This is a genomic window from Streptomyces sp. NPDC048416, assembly GCF_043200435.1.
Lineage (GTDB): Bacteria > Actinomycetota > Actinomycetes > Streptomycetales > Streptomycetaceae > Streptomyces.
In genome coordinates this window covers 1-24,008 of the sequence record NZ_JBICXU010000033.1, presented here as the reverse complement: position 1 = coordinate 24,008, position 24,008 = coordinate 1, and the positions used below count along the sequence as shown (strand labels likewise).

General features: G+C 71.8%; 24 protein-coding genes. 14 read left to right on the top strand and 10 right to left on the bottom strand.

Translation table 11 applies throughout. From position 1 onward, the window contains the following. Positions 1 to 91 precede the first annotated feature (91 nt). Together ACGFW5_RS29850 and ACGFW5_RS29845 are read right to left on the bottom strand one after the other, a co-directional pair. Positions 92 to 1,081 carry an SCO1860 family LAETG-anchored protein gene (locus ACGFW5_RS29850; protein WP_393837424.1) on the bottom strand — a complete coding sequence of 330 codons (990 nt, stop codon included), beginning with the start codon at positions 1,079 to 1,081 and terminating at the stop codon, positions 92 to 94. Positions 1,082 to 1,474: 393 nt separating this feature from the next. Continuing rightward, entirely contained in the window at positions 1,475 to 2,560 is a 1,086-nt protein-coding gene (locus ACGFW5_RS29845) for an amidohydrolase family protein (protein ID WP_393837423.1), read from the bottom strand. Between the two features lie 77 nt (positions 2,561 to 2,637). Here ACGFW5_RS29845 and ACGFW5_RS29840 point away from each other — a divergent pair, with 77 nt between their 5' ends. The 6 genes from ACGFW5_RS29840 to ACGFW5_RS29815 all read left to right on the top strand — a co-directional run bounded on the left by ACGFW5_RS29840 (position 2,638) and on the right by ACGFW5_RS29815 (position 8,029). Further along, positions 2,638 to 3,735: a pyridoxal-phosphate-dependent aminotransferase family protein gene (locus tag ACGFW5_RS29840; protein ID WP_393837422.1), complete on the top strand. Its 1,098-nt coding sequence runs from the start codon at positions 2,638 to 2,640 to the stop codon at positions 3,733 to 3,735. Positions 3,736 to 4,047: 312 nt separating this feature from the next. Then, complete coding sequence (ectA, locus tag ACGFW5_RS29835) at positions 4,048 to 4,569, top strand: diaminobutyrate acetyltransferase (protein WP_393837421.1); 522 nt, start codon at positions 4,048 to 4,050, stop codon at positions 4,567 to 4,569. Beyond that, positions 4,566 to 5,834: a diaminobutyrate--2-oxoglutarate transaminase gene (ectB, locus tag ACGFW5_RS29830; protein ID WP_393837420.1), complete on the top strand. Its 1,269-nt coding sequence runs from the start codon at positions 4,566 to 4,568 to the stop codon at positions 5,832 to 5,834. Before ectA ends, ectB begins: the two co-directional genes overlap by 4 nt. Positions 5,835 to 5,883: 49 nt before the next feature. Next, positions 5,884 to 6,288, top strand: coding sequence for an ectoine synthase (locus tag ACGFW5_RS29825; protein WP_100574374.1), 405 nt, complete (start codon positions 5,884 to 5,886; stop codon positions 6,286 to 6,288). 2 nt (positions 6,289 to 6,290) lie between these two features. Continuing rightward, positions 6,291 to 7,151 (top strand): ectoine hydroxylase, encoded by an 861-nt coding sequence (gene thpD / locus ACGFW5_RS29820; protein WP_393837419.1) that lies wholly within the window; start codon positions 6,291 to 6,293, stop codon positions 7,149 to 7,151. 215 nt (positions 7,152 to 7,366) lie between these two features. Beyond that, positions 7,367 to 8,029 carry a hypothetical protein gene (locus ACGFW5_RS29815; protein ID WP_393837418.1) on the top strand — a complete coding sequence of 221 codons (663 nt, stop codon included), beginning with the start codon at positions 7,367 to 7,369 and terminating at the stop codon, positions 8,027 to 8,029. Here ACGFW5_RS29815 and ACGFW5_RS29810 read toward each other — a convergent pair. From ACGFW5_RS29810 to ACGFW5_RS29785, 6 genes are all read right to left on the bottom strand, one after another. Next, positions 8,004 to 8,711, bottom strand: a complete 708-nt coding sequence (locus ACGFW5_RS29810; RefSeq protein WP_393837417.1) for a hypothetical protein — start codon at positions 8,709 to 8,711, stop codon at positions 8,004 to 8,006. The genes ACGFW5_RS29815 and ACGFW5_RS29810 overlap by 26 nt on opposite strands. Positions 8,712 to 8,794: 83 nt before the next feature. Beyond that, complete coding sequence (locus ACGFW5_RS29805; RefSeq protein WP_393837416.1) at positions 8,795 to 9,844, bottom strand: aminotransferase class V-fold PLP-dependent enzyme; 1,050 nt, start codon at positions 9,842 to 9,844, stop codon at positions 8,795 to 8,797. Between the two features lie 265 nt (positions 9,845 to 10,109). Continuing rightward, the gene (locus ACGFW5_RS29800; RefSeq protein ID WP_393837415.1) at positions 10,110 to 10,817 is read right to left on the bottom strand and encodes a DsbA family oxidoreductase; all 708 of its coding nucleotides are present in this window, start codon (positions 10,815 to 10,817) and stop codon (positions 10,110 to 10,112) included. 213 nt (positions 10,818 to 11,030) lie between these two features. After that, entirely contained in the window at positions 11,031 to 11,291 is a 261-nt protein-coding gene (locus ACGFW5_RS29795) for a hypothetical protein (protein ID WP_393837414.1), read from the bottom strand. 159 nt (positions 11,292 to 11,450) lie between these two features. Further along, positions 11,451 to 11,705 (bottom strand): GNAT family N-acetyltransferase, encoded by a 255-nt coding sequence (locus ACGFW5_RS29790; protein WP_393837413.1) that lies wholly within the window; start codon positions 11,703 to 11,705, stop codon positions 11,451 to 11,453. Between the two features lie 466 nt (positions 11,706 to 12,171). Continuing rightward, positions 12,172 to 13,149 carry a GlxA family transcriptional regulator gene (locus ACGFW5_RS29785; RefSeq protein WP_393837412.1) on the bottom strand — a complete coding sequence of 326 codons (978 nt, stop codon included), beginning with the start codon at positions 13,147 to 13,149 and terminating at the stop codon, positions 12,172 to 12,174. A 70-nt stretch (positions 13,150 to 13,219) separates the two neighbouring features. Here ACGFW5_RS29785 and ACGFW5_RS29780 point away from each other — a divergent pair, with 70 nt between their 5' ends. Further along, complete coding sequence (locus tag ACGFW5_RS29780; RefSeq protein ID WP_393837411.1) at positions 13,220 to 14,605, top strand: MFS transporter; 1,386 nt, start codon at positions 13,220 to 13,222, stop codon at positions 14,603 to 14,605. 193 nt (positions 14,606 to 14,798) lie between these two features. Here the strand turns inward: ACGFW5_RS29780 and ACGFW5_RS29775 are convergent, their stop codons facing one another. Beyond that, entirely contained in the window at positions 14,799 to 16,328 is a 1,530-nt protein-coding gene (locus ACGFW5_RS29775) for an aldehyde dehydrogenase (NADP(+)) (RefSeq protein WP_393837410.1), read from the bottom strand. Between the two features lie 169 nt (positions 16,329 to 16,497). On the opposite strand from ACGFW5_RS29775, the gene ACGFW5_RS29770 reads away from it, so the two are divergent. From ACGFW5_RS29770 to ACGFW5_RS29750, 5 genes are all read left to right on the top strand, one after another. Then, positions 16,498 to 17,268 (top strand): IclR family transcriptional regulator, encoded by a 771-nt coding sequence (locus tag ACGFW5_RS29770; protein WP_393837409.1) that lies wholly within the window; start codon positions 16,498 to 16,500, stop codon positions 17,266 to 17,268. 252 nt (positions 17,269 to 17,520) lie between these two features. Then, positions 17,521 to 18,132, top strand: a complete 612-nt coding sequence (locus ACGFW5_RS29765) for a hypothetical protein (protein ID WP_393837408.1) — start codon at positions 17,521 to 17,523, stop codon at positions 18,130 to 18,132. Next, on the top strand, positions 18,132 to 19,355 hold the full coding sequence (locus ACGFW5_RS29760) for a sensor histidine kinase (RefSeq protein ID WP_393837407.1): 1,224 nt from the start codon (positions 18,132 to 18,134) through the stop codon (positions 19,353 to 19,355). Before ACGFW5_RS29765 ends, ACGFW5_RS29760 begins: the two co-directional genes overlap by 1 nt. Beyond that, positions 19,352 to 20,008, top strand: coding sequence for a response regulator (locus tag ACGFW5_RS29755; RefSeq protein WP_393837406.1), 657 nt, complete (start codon positions 19,352 to 19,354; stop codon positions 20,006 to 20,008). The genes ACGFW5_RS29760 and ACGFW5_RS29755 overlap by 4 nt, the downstream gene beginning before the upstream one ends. A gap of 64 nt (positions 20,009 to 20,072) precedes the next feature. Continuing rightward, positions 20,073 to 21,533: a peptidoglycan D,D-transpeptidase FtsI family protein gene (locus ACGFW5_RS29750; protein WP_393837405.1), complete on the top strand. Its 1,461-nt coding sequence runs from the start codon at positions 20,073 to 20,075 to the stop codon at positions 21,531 to 21,533. A gap of 86 nt (positions 21,534 to 21,619) precedes the next feature. Here ACGFW5_RS29750 and ACGFW5_RS29745 read toward each other — a convergent pair whose 3' ends face one another. Continuing rightward, positions 21,620 to 22,408, bottom strand: a complete 789-nt coding sequence (locus tag ACGFW5_RS29745; protein WP_393837404.1) for an HAD family acid phosphatase — start codon at positions 22,406 to 22,408, stop codon at positions 21,620 to 21,622. A gap of 343 nt (positions 22,409 to 22,751) precedes the next feature. On the opposite strand from ACGFW5_RS29745, the gene ACGFW5_RS29740 reads away from it, so the two are divergent. Both ACGFW5_RS29740 and ACGFW5_RS29735 read left to right on the top strand, forming a co-directional pair. Further along, positions 22,752 to 23,309 (top strand): hypothetical protein, encoded by a 558-nt coding sequence (locus tag ACGFW5_RS29740; protein WP_393837403.1) that lies wholly within the window; start codon positions 22,752 to 22,754, stop codon positions 23,307 to 23,309. Between the two features lie 128 nt (positions 23,310 to 23,437). Further along, positions 23,438 to 23,563, top strand: coding sequence for a hypothetical protein (locus ACGFW5_RS29735; RefSeq protein ID WP_393837402.1), 126 nt, complete (start codon positions 23,438 to 23,440; stop codon positions 23,561 to 23,563). Positions 23,564 to 24,008 lie beyond the last annotated feature (445 nt).

Sequence of the window (24,008 nt, the reverse complement as noted above, 5' to 3'; positions counted from 1 at the left end):
CGGACCAGGGCCGCAGACGAAGGGCCCGCACGGGGGCCGGGGCCGGAGGGGGGCCGGGGTCACAACCCGGCCCCCCCCGGCCCCCAAAACCTCAGCCCCGCTCACCCCGCCCACGCCGCATCAGCACAAGAACCCCCGCACCCCCCACGAGCAACACCGCCGCCCCGCCCACAAGGTACGGCGTCGCCGAACTCCCCCCGGTCGACGCCAATGTCGTATCGGCAACGCTCTGCGTCTTCACCGCCGTCTCGACGGGCCCCTTGTCCGGGCCGGCCACGACCGCACCCGGCTCAGGTTTCGCGGGCGCGTCCGGCACGTCCGGCGACCCCTTCGGCGTCTGGCAGGTCGCCTCGGCGAGAGTGACCTCGCCCGTGACGTCGGCGACGTTCAGGTGGAGCGGGTTGACCGAGACCTTGAGCTGGAGGGCGACGGCCGCGGCGGTCCGCGAGGTGGTCGTGGCCTTCGAGAGGTCGAGGGCGACCTCGCCGACGCCGGGCACCGTCACCCGCGTGGTGCCGCCCGACGACAGGGTGACCTTCTTGCCGAGCACGGTCACCGCGCCCAGCACATTCGACTTGGCGACCGGCGCGCGACCCGCCTCGCAGACCGCGCTCGACGTCACCTCGCCCACCTCGACGAGGGAGAGCAGCGGCAGACCGGGCAGATGGAGCCGGGCGTTGACGAGCCGGGTCGAGCCCTGCGCCTTGTTCGCGTCGACGCTCGCGCGGGCCGTGGCCACGTCCGCCTTCAGTACGTTGACGGGCTGCCCCGCGTCGACCCCGTCCAGCTTCACGGTCAGCGCGGTCTTCTCCGCGCTGGCCGGCGCCCGCACCTGGTTCAGCGTGGCCTTGAGCGGCACGTCGATCGCCTTGTTGAGCAGGGAGACGTCGAGCCCGGTGCGCAGCACGACGGCGCTCGCCCGGCCACCGCCGTCGCCCTCGACGCCGGTGGCCCCGGCGGGCGCGGCGAGCAGCAGTGGCCCGGCGGCCAGTGCCACGGTGGCCGCGATCGCGGCGGAGCGGCGCAGAGCCGGGCGGACGACCGGACCATTCGCGGGCAGGCAGAAGGTGTTGCTGTTCACAATGGTGGAACCCCCACAGGAGACATGGCTGGCCGGGCGCCCGCCACGGGGACTCGTGGGACTCCTGCGAATCGAGGGGCGCACCGGCGACTTGGGACACCGCATCTTTACGCACGGAGAGTGAACTGGCCGTCACACGACGCCAGTTCATCCCAAAGGGTGGTTTCCGCTCCCATTTTCGATTCTTCCGACACGGGCGTTCCCTCCCGTCACCCCCGGCACCGGGCCGCACCCCGTACGCCGCCCCATCACCCCGGCGTGCGCGTAAAGGCGTCCAACGACCCGGCGGCCCCAGGCGTAACGGCGGGTCAACCGGAAGACGCCCGGGCCACAACCACGGCGAGTCGCCTGCCACCTGCCATCTGCCATCTGCCCGCCGACTATCGACGTCGATCAGCCCACGATCCGCCCGTTGAGCACGATCCGGCTCGGCGCCGCGAGCAGGCGGACGTCCGCGCGGGGGTCCTGGTCGTAGACCACCAGGTCGGCCGGTGCGCCCTCCTCCAGGGCGGGGCGCCCGAGCCAGGCCCGGGCCCCCCAGGCCGTCGCGGAGAGCGCGTCGAGCGCGGGGATGCCGGCCTTGACGAGTTCCGCGACCTCGGCGGCGACCAGGCCGTGCGCGAGCGAACCCCCCGCGTCCGTGCCGACGAACACGGGCACCCCGGCGTCGTGGGCCGAACGCACCGTGTCGTAACGGCGCTCGTACAACCGCCGCATATGGGCGGCCCAGTCGGGGAACTTGGCCTCCCCGCCGTCCGCCATGTGCGGGAACGTGGCGATGTTGACCAGCGTCGGCACGATCGCCACGCCCCGCTCGGCGAAGAGCGGAATGGTGTCCTCGGTCAGCCCGGTGGCGTGCTCGATGCAGTCGATGCCCGCCTCGACCAGGTCCCTGAGCGAGTCCTCGGCGAAGCAGTGTGCGGTGACGCGGGCGCCTAGGCGGTGGGCCTCGGCGATCGCGGCCTCGACCTCGCCGCGCGGCCAGCACGCGGCCAGGTCGCCGGCGTCCCGGTCGATCCAGTCGCCGACCAGCTTGACCCAGCCGTCGCCGCGCCGCGCCTCGCGCGCGACGTAGGCGACGAGGTCGCCCGGCTCGATCTCATGGGCGTAGTTGCGGATGTAGCGGCGGGTGCGGGCGATGTGCCGGCCCGCCCTGATGATCTTCGGCAGGTCCGCGCGGTCGTCGACCCAGCGGGTGTCCGACGGCGAGCCCGCGTCGCGGATCAGCAGGGTGCCGGCCTCGCGGTCGGTCAGGGCCTGCTTCTCGCTGACCTCGTCGGAGACCGGCCCGTGCTGGTCGAGGCCGACATGGCAGTGCGCGTCGACCAGGCCGGGCAGCACCCAGCCGGTCACGGTGACGGCCTCGCCCGGTGGCCGCTCGTAGGTGATCCGCCCCTCGACCGCCCACAGTTCGTCCCGTACGTCCTCGGGCCCCACAAGGACGCGCCCCTTCACATGCAGCACCGTGCGATCGCTCATGCCCGCACTGTACGAGGCGCTGGGTAGTCTCCCCCCAGAGGATCGAACACCCCGACTTGACCGAAGAAGGCACCGCCGTGACACACCCGCTCCTGGACCTCGCCCCGCTGACCGCCGCGCACTTCGCGGCGATCGAGCGACGGGTGGCCGCCCTGCTCGGCACCGAGCAGGACGTGGTGATCATGCAGGGCGAGGCGCTGCTCCCCCTTGAGGGCTGCATCAGGGGCGCCGCCCGTCCGGGCTCCACCGCGCTGAACGTCGTGACCGGTCCTTACGGGCAGACTTTCGGCAACTGGCTGCGCGACTGCGGGGCCGAGGTGGTCGATCTGGAGGTGCCCTTCCACGCGGCGGTCACCGCCGAGCAGATCGACCGGGCGCTCACCGCCCGTCCGGAGATCGACTTCGTTTCGCTCGTCCACGCCGAGGCGGCGACCGGCAACACGAACCCGGTCGCGGAGATCGGCGAGGTCGTGCGCCGGCACGGCGCCCTGTTCATGCTGGACGCGGTGGCGTCGGTGGCCGCCGAGCCGCTGCTCCCGGACGCCTGGGGCGTGGACCTGTGCGTGATCGGGGCGCAGAAGGCGATGGGCGGCCCGGCCGGCGTCTCGGCGGTCTCGGTCAGCGCCCGCGCATGGGAGCGGATCGCCGCCAACCCGAAGGCGCCGCGCCGCTCCTATCTCTCGCTCCTCGACTGGAAGCAGCGCTGGATCGACGGCGGCCGCACGACGCTGCTGCACGCGCCCGCGCAGCTGGAGATGCTGGCCCTGGAAGCCTGCGTGGAGCGCATCGAGTCCGAGGGCCTGGCCGCAGTGATGGCGCGGCACGCCTCCGCGGCCGCCGCGACCCGGGCGGGCGCGCTCGCCCTTGGCGGCGGTCTCGTCCCTTACGTCCACGAGGCGGCGGACGCGGCTCCGGTGGCCACGACGCTGCGGGTCCCCGAGGCGGTCGACGCCGGCGAGCTGGTCGCCAAGGCGCTCGCGGCCGATCCCGCGCTGCCGCTGATCGCCGGTGGCGGGGCGCTCGCCTCGACGATGATCCGGGTCAACCACTACGGCGTCGACGCCACGCGGGGCGCGGTGCAGTCCTCGCTCGCGGCGCTCGGTGCGGCGCTCGGCGAGTACGCGATCGCAGTGGACCTGGAAGCCGCCCGCAGGGCCGTTTCCGAAACCTGGTGACACTTTCCCGGCGGCCCTCCGGCACCTAATGCACAACTGAATTCCACAATACGTTCCACAGAACGGGAAGCTGCTTATCCACCGCAGCTTCCCGTTTTCTTATGCCCCGACTTTGCAACCTCAAACACACGAATCTCGGCAAGGTTTTCGGGCGCCCGAACGGTGTGATCGACTCCACATCGACGCCGGTTTGTCCGGTAATTACCGGACAAACCGGCTCACGCGCATGCTCGCGTGATAACACGGATGCGCTCGATGCACACCCCCTGAGGGGAATGCGATTTCAATTTCTGGTCGGTAAATTCCCTCGGCATGACCGCCGCGCAAACAGCAGTCCGAATCGAAAGCCCACGAGTGGAGGACGGAGCCGCGATCTGGCGCATTGCCCGTGACTCCGAGGTGCTCGACCTCAACTCCTCGTACAGCTATCTGCTCTGGTGCCGCGACTTCGCCAGGACCTCCGTGGTGGCCCGCGGGGCCGCCGGTGAGCCGATCGCGTTCATCACCGGCTACGTACGGCCCGAGCGGCCGGACACCCTGGTCGTCTGGCAGGTCGCCGTCGACCACGCCCACCGGGGCCAGGGGCTCGCCGGACTGCTGCTCGAAGCGCTCACCGCGAAGGTGACCGGCTCGCACGGCATCACCCGTGTCGAGACGACGGTGTCGCCGGACAACACCCCCTCCGACCGGCTCTTCACCTCCTACGCCACGCGCCGCGGCGCCCTGCTGAGCCGTGAAGTCCTCTTCGACGCCGGATTGTTCCCCGACGACGGGCACCAGCCCGAAGTCCTCTACCGCATCGGCCCCCTCCACCCCCAGGGAGAAACGCTGTGACCATCACCCCGCCCGCCCTCAGTGTCTTCGAGTCCCTCGAATCGGAGGTACGCAGCTACTGCCGCGGCTGGCCCGCCGTGTTCGACCGCGCGCAGGGTGCCCGTCTGACCGACGAGGACGGCCACAGCTACCTCGACTTCTTCGCCGGGGCCGGCTCACTCAACTACGGGCACAACAACCCCGTACTGAAACGGGCCCTCATCGACTACATCGAGCGTGACGGCATCACGCACGGCCTCGACATGGCGACGACCGCGAAACGGGCGTTCCTCGAAACGTTCCAGAACGTGATCCTGCGTCCGCGCGACCTGCCGTACAAGGTGATGTTCCCCGGCCCGACCGGCACCAACGCCGTCGAGGCCGCGCTGAAACTGGCCCGCAAGGTCAAGGGCCGCGAGTCGATCGTGTCCTTCACCAACGCCTTCCACGGCATGTCGCTCGGCTCGCTCGCGGTGACCGGCAACGCCTTCAAGCGGGCCGGCGCGGGCATCCCCCTGGTGCACGGCACGCCGATGCCGTTCGACAACTACCTCGACGGCCGGGTCCCGGACTTCCTGTGGTTCGAGCGGCTTCTGGAGGACCAGGGCTCGGGCCTCAACAAGCCGGCCGCCGTCATCGTGGAGACCGTGCAGGGCGAGGGCGGCATCAATGTGGCCCGCGCCGAGTGGCTGCGCGCGCTCGCCGACCTGTGCCGCCGCCGCGACATGCTGCTCATCGTCGACGACATCCAGATGGGCTGCGGCCGCACCGGCGCCTTCTTCTCCTTCGAGGAGGCGGGCATCGTGCCGGACATCGTCACCGTCTCCAAGTCGATCAGCGGCTATGGACTCCCGCTGTCGCTCTGCCTGTTCAAGGGCGAGCTCGACGTGTGGGAGCCCGGCGAGCACAACGGCACCTTCCGCGGCAACAACCCGGCGTTCGTCACCGCGACCGCGGCCCTGGACGCGTACTGGGCGGACGGCCAGATGGAGAAGCACACCCTGGCGCGCGGCGAGCAGGTCGAGCAGGCGCTGCTCGCCCTGTGCACCGAGCACAGCCGGCTCGGCGTGACCTACCGGGGCCGCGGCCTCGTGTGGGGCCTTGAGTTCGCCGACCCGGCCCGCGCCTCCGAGGTCTGCGCCCGCGCCTTCGAGCTGGGCCTGCTCCTGGAGACCTCCGGTCCGCAGAGCGAGGTGGTCAAGCTGCTTCCGCCGCTGACCATCACGCCCGACGAGCTGGACGAGGGTCTGCGCACGCTGGCCCGCGCGGTCGCCGCGACCCTCTGACCGGCCGCAGACCGACCGATCGACGTACACAGAAAGGCAGCAACTCACCGTGATTGTCCGCTCGTTCAAGGACATCGAGAACACCGACCGCCATGTGAAGGCCGCCTCCGGCACCTGGGAGAGCAAGCGGATCGTCCTCGCGAAGGAGAAGGTCGGCTTCTCGCTGCACGAGACCGTCCTGTACGCAGGGACCGAGACCTCCATGTGGTACGCCAACCACATCGAGGCGGTCCTGTGCACCGAGGGCGAGGCCGAGCTCACCAACGAGGAGACCGGCGAGACCCACTGGATCGAGCCGGGCACGATGTACCTCCTGAACGGCCACGAGCGCCACACCCTGCGCCCCAAGACCGACTTCCGCTGTGTCTGCGTCTTCAACCCGCCCGTCACCGGACGGGAGGACCACGACGAGAACGGCGTCTACCCCCTGCTGACCGAACCCGAGGAGGGCTGACCATGACCGCCCAGGATCTCTACCCCACGCGTGGCGCCGCCGAGGTGATCACACCCCGCCAGGACCCCGTCGTCTGGGGACCGGCCGCCGGGCTGGAATCGTTCGAGCAGGACGGCTTCCTGTCGATCCAGGATCTGCTCACGGACGACGAGGTCGCCACCTACCGTGCGGAGCTGGAGCGGTTGATCGCCGATCCCGCCGTCCGTGCCGACGAGCGCTCGATCATCGAGCCGCAGTCGCAGTCCGTGCGTTCGGTCTTCGAGGTGCACCGGCTCAGCGAGCTGTTCGCGCGGCTGGTGAGCGACGAGCGCGTGGTCGGCATGGCGCGCCGGATCCTCGGCTCGGACGTGTACGTCCACCAGTCGCGGATCAACGTGAAGCCGGGCTTCGGCGCCTCGGGCTTCTACTGGCACTCGGACTTCGAGACCTGGCACGCCGAGGACGGCCTGCCGAACATGCGTACCGTGTCGGTCTCGATCGCGCTGACCGAGAACCACGACACCAACGGCGGCCTGATGATCATGCCTGGCTCGCACCGGGACTTCCTGGGCTGCGCGGGCGAGACGCCGAAGGACAACTACAAGAAGTCCCTTCAGATGCAGGACGCGGGGACGCCGTCCGACGAAGCGCTCACCAAGATGGCCGACCGGCACGGCATCAAGCTGTTCACCGGCCGCGCGGGCTCGGCGACCTGGTTCGACTGCAACGCGATGCACGGCTCGGGGGACAACATCACCCCGTTCCCGCGCAGCAACGTCTTCATCGTCTTCAACAGCGTGGAGAACACCGCGGTGGAACCGTTCGCCGCGCCGATCCGGCGCCCGGAGTTCATCGGCGCGCGGGACTTCACACCGGTGCGGTAGTCGACCGTCCTGCCGAGACCCGGGGGCGCACCTCGCGGCCGTCCGGCATCGCGACGGGGCTCCGCCCCGCTCCACCGGCCCCCTCCGGCCGGAGGGCCGCACTGATCATGCGGCCGTCCGGCCGGAGGGGGCCGTACGCGAGCCCGCAGCCGTGCCGCGGGCCGGGGCGGACACGCAGCAACCGTGCGCACAGAGATCGTTGGTACGGTCCCTCCATGGTCGATGAATCGTCACGCACCCCCGTCACCGGCGCCGATGTCGAGCACGCCGTGCGGCTCTCGGTCACCGCCCTGCGGGCCGGGCTCGCGGCGGACTGGAGCGTGCAGGCCGGCCCCCTGGAGTGGGACTGCTGGGAGACCGTCGAGCATCTGTCGGACGACCTGTTCGCCTACGCCGTGCAACTCGGCCCCGCCCAGCCCCCGCTGGACGGCGAGGTGCCCTACCTGTGTGAGGCGAAACGCCCCGGCGGCCCCCGCAACTCGGTGCACGCGGACCGCGCGGCCGGCCCCGCCGGGCTCCTGATGACGCTGGAGGCGAGCGGCGCGCTGCTCACCGCGATGGTGCGGACCGCCTCGCCCGACGTGCGCGCCCACCACGTCTTCGGCATCTCCGACCCCGAGGGGTTCGCCGCGATGGGCATCGTGGAGACCCTGCTGCACACCTATGACGTGTCCGAAGGGCTCGGGCTGACCTGGTCGCCGCCCGCCGGCCTGTGCGACCGGGTGCTGGCCCGCCTGTTCCGCGACGTACCCGATGACCAGGACCGCTGGCAGGCCCTGCTGTGGGCCACCGGCCGTGCCGACCTGCCCGGGCGCCCCCGTCCCGGGACGTGGCGCTGGTACGGCGAGCCGGTCAGCCGCGGCGCAGCCAGACTCTGAGCGGCCCCACCGCGGTGAAGCCCGCGCGCAGGGCGGCGGCCAGGTCGTCGCCGCTCTCGTAGCCGACGACCGCGCGGCCGGGCCAGGCGCGGGCGACGGTGGTCAGGCATCCGGCCCACGCCGCGTCCAGGTCGCCGTCGGGCGCGTGGAGGTTGGAGATCCCCACGACCTCCCCGCTCCTGCTCGCGACGGCGCCCGCCCTCACGCGTCCCTCGTCGTCGCGGTCCACCAGGAAGGTGTGGCCGGGTGCGGCGAGCAGTCCCGGCGGGAAGAGTCCTTCGCTGCCGCCCCGGGACCAGGCCCGCTCCCAAGCGGTCAACTCCGCTGCGCCGCGCACGAGTTGCCAGCTTTCGGTGACGGCTTCGGGCGCCGGGCGGTGGATCCAGCGCGCGTCGAAGAGGACGTCGAAACCGTCGCCCGTCAGATCCAGCGCCGCGAAACTGTCCTTGACGGACGCGCCGGGCGCCGCGAGGTCGATTCGACCGAGGACGTCGCGGGCCGAGGCCTGCGGGGTGAGCGTCACGGCGTCGGGGTAGAGGAGCGGAGTCCGGCGCGGACTGGTCCAGGCATGCGGACCCCACTCCCCCGAGATGCCGTGCGCGCGGCAGAGCGCGGCGCACCAGGCGGCGTTGTTGCGGGCCGCCTCGCGGGACCGGTCCTCGTACTCGATGTCCGTCGTCACGGCGCGATCGTGCATGATCGGCCCGCGCCGTGACCAGCGAATTTATCCCGCCGCGGGGACGGGCGCCGGGCGGTGCGCGTACGTCAGCGCGCGGGCAGCAGCTCGATCAGGCGATCCACGTCCTGGGCGCAGGAGTAGAGGTGGAAGGCCGCGCGCAGGTTGCCCGCGCGGTTGGAGAGTTCGATGCCGGAACGGCTCAACTCCTCCTGGCGGTGGCCGAGTCCGGGCACCGAGACGATCGCCGAGTCGGGCGCGGCCACCGGCTCGTACCCGAGCGGCGCGAGCCGGGAACGGAAACGGTCGGCGAGCGCGGTGTTGTGCGCGTGGACGCGTTCGATGCCCAGCTCCTCCAGGAGCGCGAGGGAGTGCCGGGCCCCAGTGTAGGAGAAGAGCGCGGGGCTCTCGTCGTACCGCCGCGCGGAGTGGGCCAGCTCCTGGACGGGTCCGTAGCAGCTGTCCCAGGGGTGCTCGCCCGCCACCCAGCCGGCGAAGACCGGGGTCAGCGCGCCGAGGTCGTCGGGCACGGTCAGGAAGGCGACGCCGCGCGGACCTGTCAGCCACTTGAAGCCGACGGTCACGGTGTAGTCGTACGCGCCCGCGTCGATCGGGTACCAGCCCGCGGCCTGGGACACGTCGATCAGGGTGCGGGCGCCGTGGGCGCGGGCGGCGTCACGGATCGCGGCGAGGTCGGCGACGCGGCCGTCGGCGGACTGGACCGCGCTGACCGCGACCAGCGCGGTGCCCGGCCGCACGGCCTGCGCGAGGCCGTCCAGCGGTACGGTGCGCACCAGCAGGTCGCGGCGCATGTGGAACGGGTTCACCACGGAGCTGAAGTCGGCCTCCGCCACGAGGACTTCGGCGCCTTCGGGCAGGGAGGTCGCGATGAGACCGGCGTACACCGCGACGGACGCGCCGACCGCGACACGCCGCACAGGCACGTCGACAAGCCGGGCGTAGGAGGCGCGGGCGGCCTCCACGTCGCCGAACAGGTCGGTGGGCTGCCCGGTGGCAGCGGCGGCCACGGCTTCCCCGATGGCGGCGACGGCCCGGGTGGGCAGCAGGCCGGTGCTCGCGGTGTTGAGGTAGGTGGTCTTCGGGGTGAATTCGCCGGGTGCGAGGGAGTCCAGTTCCATGCGCTCCAGCGTGAACGCCCGGCTACTTCACGTCAATTGGGCACAATCGACGGGCACCCCCAAGCCCGCCTTATGCGTGGCCCGGCATGAACCCCGCCCTCGGCGGGGAACCCCCGCATGAGCCCGGCCCCCTCGACCGAACCCCACGGCCCTCAGTCACCCACCTCAGCGCCCCCGACCGCCCTCAGCGGCGCCAGCGGCCCTGCCGGCATCAGCGGTCTCATCGGACTCAACGAACTCAACGAACTCAACGGTCTCAGCGGTCTCAGCGGGGAACCTCGCACCCGTCCGGCCCGCAGGCCTCCGCGTCGCCCTCGATGGTCCGCAGCGCCGGGGTGCGTGCCTGCCAGGCCTGTTCGAGTGCCTGTGTGAAGACCTCGGCGGGCTGTCCGCCGGAGATCCCGTATGTGCGGTCGAGCACGAAGAACGGCACGGCGTTGGCGCCGAGCTCGGCCGCCTCGGCCTCGTCGGCGCGCACGGCGTCGGCGTAGGCGTTCTCGTCACTGAGGACCGCACGGACCTCGTCGGCGTCCAGACCGGCGCGGACCGCGATGTCCGCGAGCACGTCGGCGTCGAAGACGGACCGCTCCTCGGCGAAGTTCGCCCGGTAGGCGAGGTCAAGCAGCTCGCTCTGCCGGCCGCGCGCCTTGGCCAGGTGCAGCAGCCGGTGGATGTCGAAGGTGTTGCCGTGATCACGGCCGTCGGCGAGGTAGCCCAGCCCCTCGGTGTGCGCGGTCGAAGCGACGTGCGCCTCCATGGCGCGGGCCTCCTCGACGGTCCGGCCGTACTTCTTGGCCAGCATCGGGATCACCGGGCCGACGTCACCCTTGGGGCGGCCGGGATCGAGCTCGAAGGACCGGTGGACCACCTCGACGCCGTCCCGGTGGGCGAACTCCGCCAGGCCCTTCTCGAAGCGGGCCTTGCCGATGTAGCACCAGGGGCAGGCGATGTCGCTCCAGATCTCGACGCGCATGTCACTTCTCTCAGCTTGTTGAAGGTCGTACGTTCTCCGACAACACGCACACCACCCAGCCCATTCCCGGCCCGACCTGCCCGTTCCACGTTCCCCCTTGATCCGTCGGTCCGCGGACGGGCACCCAGCGGCCAGCGGGTGGAGGCGGAACATCCGGGCGAAGGCGTGCTCGACGCCGACGGCCGTCATCAGCTACCGGGGGGGCTTTCTGCGTCATGCCGCAGCGCCGAGCACGGCTCTCACTTCGGGCACGTCGGCATACTCGTTGAGCCGAGCCCGGATGACTCGGACTCGCTCGGCCGTCCGCTCACTGGCCACATCTGCCGACAGGGTGATGACGCGCTCGGCGATGGCCGCCGCTTCTTCGGGCTCGTTGGCGTCTGCGTAGGCCACAGCGAGCCACGACAAGTAGAGCGCCATTGCGCGCGTATGCGTCGGGTCGTACCGGCCGAGGACATCGCGCAGCAAGGGCACGGCGCGGAGCGGCCGACACGATTCGGTAGAGACACGCGGCTCGGCCGGCGCCGTGGTGCACGGTCGGGGCTTTCTGCTGACCATGCCTGCTGGTCAACCCGCCCGCGCCAAGCTGTAGTTCCGTCGGTTCACGGTCAGGCGATGTCACATGCGGCCCACTCACGGGCCGGTTCGCTCCGTGAAGCTCAGCGACAGATGGTCCCGTAGTGGGCGATAGCCGAGCCGCTGGTAGAGCGCGTTGCTTGTCGGGTTGGACAGGTCGGTGAAGAGCACCATCTGAGCCGCGCCGCGGTTCTGAGCCAGCCGTGTCGCGGCGGAGGTGACCGCAGCCGCGTAGCCGTGGCGGCGCAGGCCTGGCGGTGTGTAGACGGGGCCGATCCTGGCGTGTGCGGACGCCTGGCAGCGGCGTCCCACGCAATTCCCCCGCCGGCGCACACGCCGCTTCCTCGGGCATGGGCCCGAGCAGCGGGGCCAAGGGCGGCGTTTGCAGGAAGGCCCCGGCAACCGTCCCGCCGCGGATCCACCAACCTGAGCGCACCCTCGGCCAGACCCCGGCGCGGGCTCCCTCCGAGACCGTGAGGAGGACGGACGCGCGGGCGGCGTTGCCCGTCAGCCACTCGTCAGCGGTCGCACGGAACTTCTCGACGTCGTCCGTCAGATGCCACGTCATGGCCCATGGTGACTCTGCCCACGGACCGGCCGCATGTGGTTTTCGCGCGCCCGGCCGTGGCCGAGTCCGCGTGCGCCCGCTGCCGGTTGCCGGTTGCCGGTTGCCGGTTGCCCGGGGCTACGAAGGCGGACTCCCGCACCCGCGGCCCCGCCCCGCAGCCCACCTCCCCACCTCGAAGGCCCACCTCGAAGGCCCACCTCAGACCACCCCTCAGGCCGCCGCCGCCAGTCTGCTGAACGTGGCGCGGTAGGCGCTCGGGGTGAGGCCCGTGCGGCGTACGACGTGGGTGCGCAGGGAGTCCGCGCTGCCCAGGCCGCTGGCCTCGGCGACCCGGTCCATCGCGAGCGTGGTCGTCTCCAGGAGTTCCTTGGCGCGCTCGATGCGCTGGTGCAGGAGCCACTGGAGCGGGCTCACGCCGCTCTCGGCGTGGAAGCGCCGGGTCAGGGTGCGCACGCTGACCCCCGCGTGCCGGGCCAGGTCGGTGAGGGTGAGCGGCTTGTCGAGGTTGCGCATCGCCCAGCCCCGGGTGTCCGCGCAGACCGCCCCGCGCTCGGCGGGCAGCGGGGTCTGGGTGAACTGGGTCTGCCCGCCCGGCCGTACGGGTGCGACCAGTGCCTGGCGGGCCACCGCGTTGGCGACGGCCGCGCCGTAGTCGGTACGGATGATGTGCAGGCACAGGTCGATCCCGGCGGCGTACCCGGAGGAGGTCATGACATTGCCGTCCTGGACGTACAGGACATCGCCCTTGAGGTCGAGCGCGGGGTAACGCCTGCGCAGTTCCTCGGCGAGTTCCCAGTACGTGGTGGCGCTGCGCCCGTCGAGCAGGCCGGCCTCCGCGAGCACGAAGGCGCCGCTGCAGATGGACGCGATGCGGGCGCCCCGGGCCGCCGCCTGCGCGACCGCGGCCACCGTGCGCGGATCGGGCTCGTAGCGCTGTCCGGTGCCGGCCACCAGGACGGTGTCGGCGTCCCGCGCCGCGTCCAGGCCCCGGCCCACGTACAGGTCGAGCCCGCCGGTCGTGGCGACCGGGCCCGGCTCGGGGGTGCAGACCACCACCTCGTACCCGGCGACCGCCTCGTCCCCGGGGCCGCCGTCGATCTCGACCTTGCCGAACAGGAGCTCCGGGATGGCCAGGTTGAACAGGGAGACGGGTGACGGCGCGACAACGGCGACACGATGCAGCGGCATGGCCAGAACCTCCGGGTGTATGGCATTCGGGCCACTACTGTACGGGGCCCCCGCTTGCCAGGATGAGGACATGCCAACGAACGCCACGCTCCAAGCCGCTCCCGCCGACCACGAGTTGGGCCAGAAGCCGCCGCGCGGGTCCGCGCCCGCACTCACCCTCGCCGCCTCCCTGCTCGGCTTCGCCCTCATCACCCTGGACGCCTCGGTGGTGAACGTGGCGCTGCCCGCGATCGGTTCCGACCTCGGCGGCGGCATGTCGGGGCTCCAGTGGGTGGTGGACGCCTACACCCTGGCGTTCGCCGCGCTCATGCTCTCCACCGGCGCCTTCGCCGACCGGATCGGCTCGGCGAAGGCGTACGCCCTGGGCACCGTGCTCTTCACTCTCGCGTCGGCCGCCTGCGGTCTGGCCCCGGGCCTCGGCGTGCTGATCGGCGCCCGGGTGGTGCAGGGGGTGGCCGCCGCGGTGGTGCTGCCCGCCTCGCTCTCCCTGGTACGCCAGGCCTATCCGGACCCGGCGCGCCGGGCCAGGGCGGTGGCGCTCTGGGCGGCCGGCGGTTCGGTGGCGGTCGCGCTCGGCCCGGTCGCCGGTGGTGCGCTGACCACCCTCTGGGACTGGCGGGGGATCTTCTTCATCAACCTGCCGCTCGGGCTCGCGGCCCTGGCCCTGACCGCCCGCGCCCCGCGCGCCGCGCGCCGCCCGGCCCCGCTCGACCTGCCGGGTCAGCTGGCGGCCGCTCTCGCGCTGGCCGCGCTCGCCTTCGCGGTGATCGAGCAGGGCACGGTACGGATCGTGGCGGGCGCCGTCGCCGTGGCCGCCGGCACCGCGTTCTGGCTGATCGAGCGCAGGGTCGCGCATCCGGTGGTGCCGTTCGGCCTGTTCCGCAGCCGGACGGTGGCCGTGTCCATGGGCGCGGGCGCCACGGCCAGCGTGGCCTTCTACGGCGTGATCTTCGCCTTCAGTCTCTACTTCCAGCGGGTGCGCGGCGAGTCCGCGCTGGCCGCGGGCCTGATGTTCCTGCCGATGACCGTACTGATCCCGGTCATGAACGTGCTCTCGGGCAAGCTGTCGAACCGCTTCGGGCCGCGCCTGCCCATGCTGATCGGTCAACTGACCGCCCTGGCAGGCCTGTTGCTGCTCCTGCTCGCCGACGAGCACACCCCGACCCTGCTGGCCGCGTTCCTGCTGGTCCCCCTCGCGCTGGGCTGCGGCATCTCCATTCCCGCGCTGACCGCCGCCATGATGGAGGCGCTGCCGCAGGAGCGGGCGGGGCTCGCGGCGGGGGTCCTCAACGCGGGCCGGCAGGTCGCCGGGGCCCTCAGCATCGCGGTGTTCGGGTCCCTGGTCGCCGGGGGCGGCGGATTCATACCGGGACTGCGCACGAGCCTGCTGGTCGCGGCCGTCCTGTTCGCGGTGTCCGCCCTGGCCACGCTGCGGATGCGAGCGATCCAGCGATAGCTCGCGCGACGAAAGTGCCCGGCGGACGCCTCAACCTGGGTGACCGGACTCCGGGAGCCGGTCACCCTCCCCCTGGCAACCGGCTCCTCCTGGCAACCGGCTCCTGCCGTCAGCCGGACGCCCGAGGACCGTACGACGCCGGCGCGAAGACCGTACGACGCCGGCCCGAGGACAGCTCAGGGCAGGCGCACGGTCACTCCAGGGTGCCGTTCACCCGGCGGGGCAGCCCCAGGGGGTTGTCGTCGCGCAGTTCCGGGGGGAGCAGGGGCTGGGGGGTGCTCTGGTAGGTGACCGGGCGCAGCCAGCGTTCCACCGCGGTGGCGCCGACCGAGGTGGAGGTGGAGGTGGTCGCGGGGTAGGGGCCGCCGTGGTGCTGGGCGGGGGCGACGGCGACCCCGGTGGGCCAGCCGTCGACCAGGACGCGGCCCGCCAACTGGGTGAGTTCGGCCAGGAGTTGAGTGCCGGAGCCCGCGCCTTCCGTCTCGGCTGGGGAGAGCTGGAGGGTGGCGGTGAGGTTGCCGGGGAGGCGGGAGAGCACCGCGCCGATCTCGGCCTCGTCCGCGTAGCGGGCCACGACGGTGACCGGGCCGAAGCACTCCTCGATGAGCAGGTCGTGCTCGCCCTCCTCGGCGAGCAGCGCCGCCGGTACGGTCAGGAAGCCGCCGCTCACCGTGTGCTCGCCGCCCGCGCCCGGCGTGACCGGGGCCTCGACGCCGGGCAGCGCGGCCCGCTCGGCGACCCCGGCGACGAAGGCGTCGCGCATGCGGTGGTCGAGCATGACCCCCGCGTCGGTGTCGCTGACGGCGGCGGTGAGGGCCTTGAGCAGGGCGTCGCCCGCCGCGCCCTGGGGGGCGAGTACGAACCCCGGCTTGGTGCAGAACTGGCCGACACCCATGGTCATCGAGGCGCCGAGCCCGGCTCCGATCGCCTCGCCGCGCTCGTCGGCGGCGGCTGCCGTCACCACGACGGGATTGAGGGAGCCGAGCTCGCCGTGGAAGGGGATGGGCACGGGGCGCGCGGCCGCCGCGTCGAACAGGGCCCGCCCGCCGCGCACCGAGCCGGTGAACCCGGCGGCCGACACCAGGGGATGACGTACGAGCTCGACACCCGCGGTGAAGCCGTGCACGAGGACGACGACGTCCTCGGGCAGCCCCGCCTGGAGGGCCGCGCGGCGCAGCATCGACACACAGAGCTCGGAGGTCGCCGGGTGGTCGGGGTGCGCCTTGACGACGACGGGGCAGCCCGCCGCGAGGGCGCTCGCGGTGTCGCCGCCGGGCACGGAGAAGGCCAGCGGGAAGTTGGACGCCGCGTACACGGCCACGACGCCGAGCGGGATCTTGACGCGCCTGAGGTCGGGCCAGGGCGGGGTGCGCGAGGCGTCGGCGTGGTCGATCCGCACATCGAGGAAGGATCCCTCCTCGACGGCTTCGGCGAACGCCCTCAACTGGGCGGTGGTGCGCGCCAGTTCGCCGGAGAGCCGGACCGGGCCGAGGGCCGTCTCGGCATCGGCCGCCTCCACGACGTGCCCGGCGCCGGCGTCCAGGAGGTCCGCCGCGGTCCGCAGGAACACCGCGCGCACGCTCAGGTCGGCCAGCGCCCCGCGCGCGGACCAGGCGGCCCTGACCGCCTGGTCGACCTCCTCGGGTGTGGCTTCGACCGCAACCTCTTCACGCGGCTTCCCCGTTCGGGGGTCGACACTCCAGACTGGTGCTGCTGCGCTCACCGCGATGTCCTTCCACTGCCCGGTCCGCTTACCGCCGCCCACCAGGACTTGTTCGGTATTCTGAACACTGTTCCCGGTGCTGAATAAGCTGAATATGCTGGGACTCTATTAACGGGCGTTCCGCCTTGGCAAGAAGCCTCGGCGAGGACGAGATGGAGCGGGGTGCTGGATGTCGGCTGCCGATTCGGGTGGAGCGCAGGTCAAGTCCGCGGTGCGGACCGTGGAGTTGCTTGAGTATTTCGCGGGACGGCCCGGAATGCACTCCCTCGCCGCCGTGCAGGAGGCGGTCGGCTACCCCAAGTCCAGCCTGTACATGCTCCTTCGCACCCTGGTGGAGCTCGGCTGGGTCGAGACCGACGCGACCGGCACCCGGTACGGGATCGGCGTGCGGGCCCTGCTGGTCGGCACCTCCTACATCGACGGCGACGAGGTGGTGGCGGCGGCCCGCCCCACCCTGGACCGGCTCTCGGACGACACGACCGAGACGATCCACCTCGCCCGGCTCGACGGCACCAACGTCGTCTACCTCGCCACCCGCCAGTCCCAGCACTACCTGCGCCCCTTCACCCGCGTCGGCCGCCGCCTGCCCGCCCACTCGACCTCGCTGGGCAAGGCGCTGCTCGCCACCCACAGCGACGAGCAGGTGCGCAAACTCCTGCCGGAGACCCTTCAGCAGCTGACCGAGCACACGATCACGGACCGCGAGAAGCTGATCGAGGAGCTGCACCTCGTCCGCGAGCAGGGTTACGCGGTGGACCGCGAGGAGAACACGCTCGGCCTGCGCTGCTTCGGCGTCGCGATCCCGTACCGCACCCCGGCGCGCGACGCGATCAGCTGCTCGGTGCCGGTGGCCCGGCTGACCCCGGCGCACGAACAGATGGTGAAGGACGCCCTGTTGGACGCCCGCGACCGCCTGACACTGGCCACCCGCCGCCTCTGACCGCGTACCCGGCCCCACCCCGCTGACGCCGGCCACCCGCCGCCTCCGACCGCGTGCCTGGGCCCCCGACCCCCAACCCGCTGCCTCTGACCGCGTACCCGACCCACCGAGCGGCGCGGTGGCACACGCATGTCGGTCGGTGGCCCCCTCCTCGCGGCCCTCTCCCCATGCCCGGCCCCCTCCCCCGCGCGGCGGAGCCGGTTCGTCGCACAGCAGGACGCGGGGCCCCGGGCCGCGCGGGAGTGTGAGGGCATGCCCCTCACGGACCCTGCCGGGAATGCCCCGACTGCCCGGAAAAGCAGCCGCCCCGCAGGGGCGACCCGCCCGACGCCCGCCCTGTTCGCCCTGTACGCCCGTGACCGGTGGGGGCAGCTGTGGCGCGGCCGCCTGGGCGCGTTGCCGCACGGAGCGGTCCGGCCGTGGATGCGGGTCGCCGTCGTCGTGGCGGCGGCGCTTTCGCTGGTGCCTGCCGTGACGCACACGGTGTGGGCGACGGGGTCGACGGCGGGCATGGCGGCGTCGCTTGCCGAGGGCAGGGGCTCCGACGAGTACGCGCTGGAGGCGGTGTTCGCGGCGTTCACCGTGCTGTCCGCCGCCGCTGCGCTGATGATCGCCTTCGGGCTCGGCAGGTCACTGCCGCTGCGGGTGCCGCTGGCCCTGGCGTGGCTGGGCTCGGGGGCCACCGCCTGCTGGGGCTGCTGGCTCTGGCTCTCCATCTGCGTGATGGGCGACGGAGCCGGGGACCGGCCGACCGCCCTGATGCTCCTCACCTACGCTGTACAGATGATCACCGGGCTGATCGTCGTCGCCACCGGCGCCCGCTTCCTCGCGGCGCGCTCCCGCCATCCGGGCGGTACGCCGTGATGCGTGCGCTGTTCGGCGTCAGGGCCCGGCACCGCTGGGTCCATCTGGTCATCGGCGGGGCCCTGTTGATGCCGTACTTCCTGGTCGGCACGGTCATCGTCGGCTCCTTCGCACCCGGCGCCAGTCCGTTCAACTCGTTCCCGCTCGCGCTCGTCACGCTCGCCGTCGCCCTGCCCTTCCCGGCCATCTCCGCGCTGGTGCCCATCGCACGGCCCCTGCTCGTGTTCGGCGTCCGGTCGCTGTGCGGGGTGGATCCCGCGCAGCTCGCCGACCGGCCCGCCCGCTCGTGGGACGCCCGGCTGCGCGCCGCCGCCTGGTACACGCTGCACTGCGCGGTCGGCGGGATCCTGAGCGGGATGAGCCTGGCGCTTCCCCCGTTCTCGGTCTTCCTGGTGGCGCTGCCGGTCGCGTCCGGTCTGCGCCACACCCCGTACAGCGCCTCGGGGCCCCTCTCCACCGACTGGGGCATCGCGCTCGCCCCGCTCGCGGGGCTCGCGATGCTGTTCGGCCTCGCGGTGTGTTCGGCGGCGGCCGGGTCGCTGCTGGCCCGGCTCGCACCCGTGCTGCTCGGCCCCACTCCGGCCGACAGGCTGGCCGCGGCCGAACAGCGCTCGGCGGAGCTGGCCGTACGCAACCGGCTCGCCCGCGAGCTGCACGACTCGGTGGGCCACGCCCTGAGCGCGGTGACCCTCCAGGCGAGCGCGGCCCGCCGGGTCCTCGACCTCGACCGGGAGTTCGTACGGGAGGCGCTGACCGCGATCGAGGAGACGGCCCGGCGCACCGTGGGCGAACTCGACGCCGTACTCGGCCTGTTGCGGCAGGACGACGACGACCTCACCGTGGCGCCCGACCTCGCCGGCCTGGACTCCCTGCTGTCCCGCACCGGCATGGAGGTGGCGTACTCCCTCAAGGGCGATCCGGCGTCGGTGCCCGAGCTGGTCTCCCGGGAGGCGTACCGCATTGTCCAGGAGGGCCTGAGCAACGCCCTTCGCCACGGCTCGGGACCGGCCGTGACCCTGCAAGTCGCCATCGCTGGCGGAGAGTTGGAGATGGTGATGGAGAACCCCCTGTCCGGGGCGGCGCCGGTGGTGCGCCCCGGCGGCGGCCGGGGCCTGCGCGGCATAGCGGAGCGGGCCGCCCTGCTCGGCGGGCACGCGTCGGCGGGCCCCGAGGACGGCGTCTGGCGGCTCAGCGCATGTCTGCCGCTCGGCGGTGCGCGATGAACGCCCCGGTCCGGGTGGTGATCGCGGACGACGAGCGGATGGTGCGCACGGCGCTGCGCGTCATCCTCGACGCCGAGCCCGACCTGGAGGTCGTCGGCGAGGCGTCCACCGGCGCCGAAGCCCTCCCCGTCGTACGCGACACGTGTCCCGACGTGGTGCTGATGGATGTCCGGATGCCCGAGATCGACGGCATCCGCGCCACCGAGCAGATCCTGGCGTCCATGGCGCAGCCGCCGAGGATCCTGGTGGTCACGACGTTCGAGAACGACAGTTACGTGTACGACGCGCTACGCGTGGGCGCCGCGGGGTTCCTCTTGAAGCGGGCCGCCGCCGAGGAGCTGATCCAGAGCGTCCGTCTGGTCGCGCGCAGCGATTCGATCCTGTTCCCGGCGCGGCTGCGCGAACTGGCCGCCCGGCACTCCCCCGCGGGCGCCGCCACCCCGCCCTGGACGGCCCGGCTCACCGAGCGGGAGGCCGAGGTGCTGCGCCTGATGACGACGGGCCTGACCAACGCCGAGATCGCCGGGCGGATGGGGGTCGGCCCTGCCACGGTCAAGACGCACGTCGCCTCGGTCCTGGCCAAGACGGGTACCCGTGACCGCACGCAGGCGGTGATCGCGGCGTACGAGTCGGGGTTCGTGCGGCCCCGATGAACGTTTTCTGAGAAACCCGGACGCCGGGAACTGCGCGCACGGCCCCGTCCGTCTTACGTATGGGATGAACAAGACAATCAGGCGCGCCTCGGTCTTCTGTCTGCTGATGGTGCTCGCCCTCCTCGGACGAGCCACCTATGTGCAGTTCTACAAAGGCGAGGCCCTCGCGGACGACAAGCTGAACCGGCGGAACACCATCGCGGAGTACTCGCAGCCGCTCGGGGACATCATCGTGGCCGGATCCCCGGTCACCGGCTCGGAAAGGACGAAGAGCGGCGACCTCGCCTACCAGCGCAGCTACAAGGACGGGCCGATGTACGCGCCCGTCACCGGCTTCGCCTCGCAGGTGTACGGATCGACCCAGCTGGAGGGGATCTACTCCAAGGTCCTCGACGGCAGCGACCCGCGCATGCAGAACCCGTTCGACGCGCTCACCCGGCAGCGCGCGCCCGGTGGCGACGTCCTGACCACCATCGACCCGTCGGTGCAGCAGGCCGGGTACAAGGCGCTCGGGAAAAAGGAGGGCGCGGCCGTCGCCATGGACCCGAAGACGGGCCGCATCCTCGGCATGGTCTCCACGCCGTCCTACGACCCGTCGAAGATCGCGGGTTCCTCGGCGGCGTCCGGCGACGCGTGGAAGCAGCTGTACGACGACAAGAGCCAGCCGATGCTCAACCGGGCGCTGCGCCAGCCGCTGGCGCCCGGGTCCACGTTCAAGCTGGTGGTGGCCTCGGCGGCGCTGGAGAACGGGCTCTACGCCACCATCGACGACCCCACCGTGAGCCCCAATCCGTACCGGATGCCGGGCACGACGACGGACCTGCCCAACGAGTCGGCCTCCGCGCCGTGCGAGAACGCCTCGATCCGCGTCGCGCTCGAATACTCCTGCAACAACGTGTTCGGCAAGATCGCCGTGGACCTGGGTCAGGACAAGGTGCGGGCGATGGCGGAGAAGTTCGGCTTCAACGACTCCACGCTCGACGTTCCCGTACGCGCGTGGCCGAGCGTGTACCCGAAGAACATGGACAAGTCGTCCACGGCCCTGTCGGGCATCGGCCAGTTCGAGGTGACCGCGACGCCGTTGCAGATGGCGATGGTGTCCGCCGCGATAGCGAACGACGGTGTGATGGCTTCGCCGCACATGGTGTCCAAGGTGACGGACTCCAAGGGCAGCACGCTTCAGTCGTACAAGGACTCCGACGGCAAGAGGGTGCTGTCCTCCAAGACGGCCCAGGCCATGTACAGCGCGATGATCTCCGTGGTCACCGACGGCACGGCATCCAGCGCGAAGACGCCCGGCGTCGAGGTCGGCGCCAAGACCGGCACGGCCCAGCACGGAGTGAACAACTCCAAGAAGCCGTACGCCTGGTTCACCTCGTTCGCCAAGGATCCAAGGACCGGCAAGGAGGTCGCGGTCGCCGTGGTCATCCAGGACTCCGACGCCAAGCGCACCGAGGTCAGCGGCAACGGCCTGGCGGGCCCGGTCGCCCAGGCCATGATGAAGGCGGCGCTGGCTTCGGGCTGACGCGCGGGCGGGGCCGGCTCCCGGTCCGGCCCACCCGGTCCGGGGCGCGCGTGGACGGCGCACGCCCCGGACCGGCCCCCTGCCGGCTACGGCAGGAAGTACATCGGGTTCGGGAGCTTGTACGTCTTGTCGGCGTAGCCGCCCGAGAGGTCGGTGTACTGGTCGCCGAGGTTGGCGACGATGTTGTAGCCCATCGACTCGATGTGCTTGCGGGTGCCCGCCTTGTAGTCGACCGTCGAGCAGGTCCAGGTGGGCGTGGCGCACTTCAGGTACGCCGGCGGGCTGGTCTTGTCCTTGAGGAAGAAGTGCGCGGAGTCGACCGGCACCTTGTAGCCCGCCCTGGTCAGGTTGACCGCGCTGGCGTCGCGCTGGGAGGCGTCACGGCCGGTGAGGAAGAACACCGTGACGCCGTTCTTGGCCGCGTAGTTGACCAGGTCCGGCATGCCGAACACGGCGATCGACTGCGCGCTCTGCACATAGGCGTTGAAGGCGGTCGCGTTGTACGCGAAGCCGTTCTTCTTCTCGTAGTCGTACGTCAGCAGCGTGGTGTCGTCGACGTCGAGCACGATGGCGGGCTTACGGCCGTCCCGTCCGCGGTGCTCCGCGGCGTGCTGGATCTGCCGCTTGGCGCGCGCCTCGATGTCGGCGACCTGCTTGGCGTAGTTGCTCTTGGGCGACGCCTGGTAGTTCCCCGAGGCGTCGGCCGTACCGCCGTAATACGCGTTGATCTTGTCTTCGACCTTGGTGACGTTGGGGATCTCGCGGTCCGACTTCGGCGTGGCGTTGTCGGCGGAGGCGGCGCCGACGCCGTAGAAGGCGCCGCCGGTGACGGCGAGTGCAGCGGCGGTGGCTGCGGCTTTGGTGAGAATGCGCATGGGCGCTTGTCTACGCGCATCACACGCGTCCCGCCAGGGCATATGCCGAAATCTTTGCCGCACCGTGTCCTACCGGGGGTAGCCGAAGCGGTCTCGGCCCCTCCCTGTGGCTGTGCCCCGGCCCCCCGCCCCGGCCCCCTGGGGGTGGGGGGCCTGCGGCCGGCATGCAGCTTCTGTCTGGTCGGCTGCGCATCGGGCTATTGGTCAGCCGGTGTTGTCCCTGATCAGAAACGCTTGGACCAGGCGGATCGCTGCCCGACCACTGTCGTAGACGGTGCTGGACGGCGGCGTAGAGTGGCGCGAGGTTCGGCTGTTCGGGCCTCCACGGGGACGGGGGCTCTCGATGGGCATGAACAAGGCGGCCAGGACCGAGTGGTGGGAGAGTCTGCCTACCGGGATCCGCGACGAAATCGACGGATACATCCTTCAGGACTCCCTGCTCGGGGCAGTGCGTGTCATCGTCGCCGTCGGCCGCGCTCCCCACGGCATCGGTGTGGGCACCGCTCAGCTGATCGCCCATGACCGCTATCTCCACCACGGGGACCGGATTGCACGCGAGCCGGAGAGCCCCCTCGACCTGGAGTCGCTGGCCTTTCGGGCGGCCGGGTGCGGGGGCCGCATCATGGCGATCGAGGCGGTCTGGGATGGTGACACCGTCCACGACTGGTTCGTACGGCTGCTGGCCGTCACCGCCGACCCGGCGGGAGAGGCCCACATGGCCACCGTCTACTGGTCAACGGCCAAGCGCTACCTCGGCGAGGACGCGGAGGGCGGCCCGCGCCACCCCGTAGCTGTAGCTGCCGAGCGGGCCGGGCGTGCCCTCGCTGAACACCTGGCTGTTGCGTTCCACTTCGCCAGCCCGGACACACCCGACGATGAGGCCCCACGCCGGCAGCCCTGAGTAGTTTGGTACTGGTGCCGTCAGGCCTCTTGCGCTCCTGAATGTGGTCCGTGGGGACAGTGGCCGAATGCCTCGGTTGCGACGTGCCCGGGCCGCCCAGGCTGTAGCCAGGTGGCCGACAGGCGTCATTGGCCGTTACCCCCAGCGGGATCACGCTCGGGCCGATCATCGGCAGGCTGCTCGCCGCGGAGATCCTGAGCGGCAAGAGAGATGAGATCCTTGCGGACTTCCGCCCGGAGCGGTTCTCCCCCTGACGGCCCGGGCCAGCGCTGACCGGCCCCCTGCCTTACAAACCGCTGAACGCAAATGACGTCCGATCATCCGGCCACGGTGCCGAGTCGGCCGTCCTCGGTCGCGGAACGATCCAACCACCTCGAAGATCATTTCGTTAGAAGTTCTTAAAGGGCACCCGGCGCCAACTGGGCGCAGCCGCGCGCCCCCTGGCTGTTCGGGCGGGCCGGCATGGGCAACTTCAGCCCGTCCGGCGATTGAGGACGAGCGCCCTTGAGGCGCGAACGGGGTCTGGGGCGGAGCCCCAGGGAGGGCCTTGGGGCGGTGGCCCTGGGTCTGGGGCGGAGCCCCGGGGAGGGGCCTCGGGGCGGCAGCCCTGGGTCTGGGGCGGAGCCCCGGGGAGGGGCCTCGGGGCGGCAGCCCTGGGTCTGGGGCGGAGCCCCGGGGAGGGGCCTCGGGGCGGCAGCC

What these genes read in the sequence shown, in the direction of transcription:
- ACGFW5_RS29805 (WP_393837416.1), bottom strand. Translation starts at nt 9,844, where the DNA reads ATGGAACTGGACTCCCTCGCACCCGGCGAATTCACCCCGAAGACCACC.
- ACGFW5_RS29745 (WP_393837404.1), bottom strand. Translation starts at nt 22,408, where the DNA reads ATGCGCATTCTCACCAAAGCCGCAGCCACCGCCGCTGCACTCGCCGTC.
- ACGFW5_RS29740 (WP_393837403.1), top strand. Translation starts at nt 22,752, where the DNA reads ATGGGCATGAACAAGGCGGCCAGGACCGAGTGGTGGGAGAGTCTGCCT.
- ACGFW5_RS29770 (WP_393837409.1), top strand. Translation starts at nt 16,498, where the DNA reads ATGTCGGCTGCCGATTCGGGTGGAGCGCAGGTCAAGTCCGCGGTGCGG.
- ACGFW5_RS29845 (WP_393837423.1), bottom strand. Translation starts at nt 2,560, where the DNA reads ATGAGCGATCGCACGGTGCTGCATGTGAAGGGGCGCGTCCTTGTGGGG.
- ACGFW5_RS29765 (WP_393837408.1), top strand. Translation starts at nt 17,521, where the DNA reads ATGCCCCTCACGGACCCTGCCGGGAATGCCCCGACTGCCCGGAAAAGC.
- ACGFW5_RS29785 (WP_393837412.1), bottom strand. Translation starts at nt 13,149, where the DNA reads ATGCCGCTGCATCGTGTCGCCGTTGTCGCGCCGTCACCCGTCTCCCTG.
- ACGFW5_RS29780 (WP_393837411.1), top strand. Translation starts at nt 13,220, where the DNA reads ATGCCAACGAACGCCACGCTCCAAGCCGCTCCCGCCGACCACGAGTTG.
- ectA (WP_393837421.1), top strand. Translation starts at nt 4,048, where the DNA reads ATGACCGCCGCGCAAACAGCAGTCCGAATCGAAAGCCCACGAGTGGAG.
- ACGFW5_RS29755 (WP_393837406.1), top strand. Translation starts at nt 19,352, where the DNA reads ATGAACGCCCCGGTCCGGGTGGTGATCGCGGACGACGAGCGGATGGTG.
- ACGFW5_RS29800 (WP_393837415.1), bottom strand. Translation starts at nt 10,817, where the DNA reads ATGCGCGTCGAGATCTGGAGCGACATCGCCTGCCCCTGGTGCTACATC.
- thpD (WP_393837419.1), top strand. Translation starts at nt 6,291, where the DNA reads ATGACCGCCCAGGATCTCTACCCCACGCGTGGCGCCGCCGAGGTGATC.
- ACGFW5_RS29815 (WP_393837418.1), top strand. Translation starts at nt 7,367, where the DNA reads ATGGTCGATGAATCGTCACGCACCCCCGTCACCGGCGCCGATGTCGAG.
- ACGFW5_RS29750 (WP_393837405.1), top strand. Translation starts at nt 20,073, where the DNA reads ATGAACAAGACAATCAGGCGCGCCTCGGTCTTCTGTCTGCTGATGGTG.
- ACGFW5_RS29760 (WP_393837407.1), top strand. Translation starts at nt 18,132, where the DNA reads ATGCGTGCGCTGTTCGGCGTCAGGGCCCGGCACCGCTGGGTCCATCTG.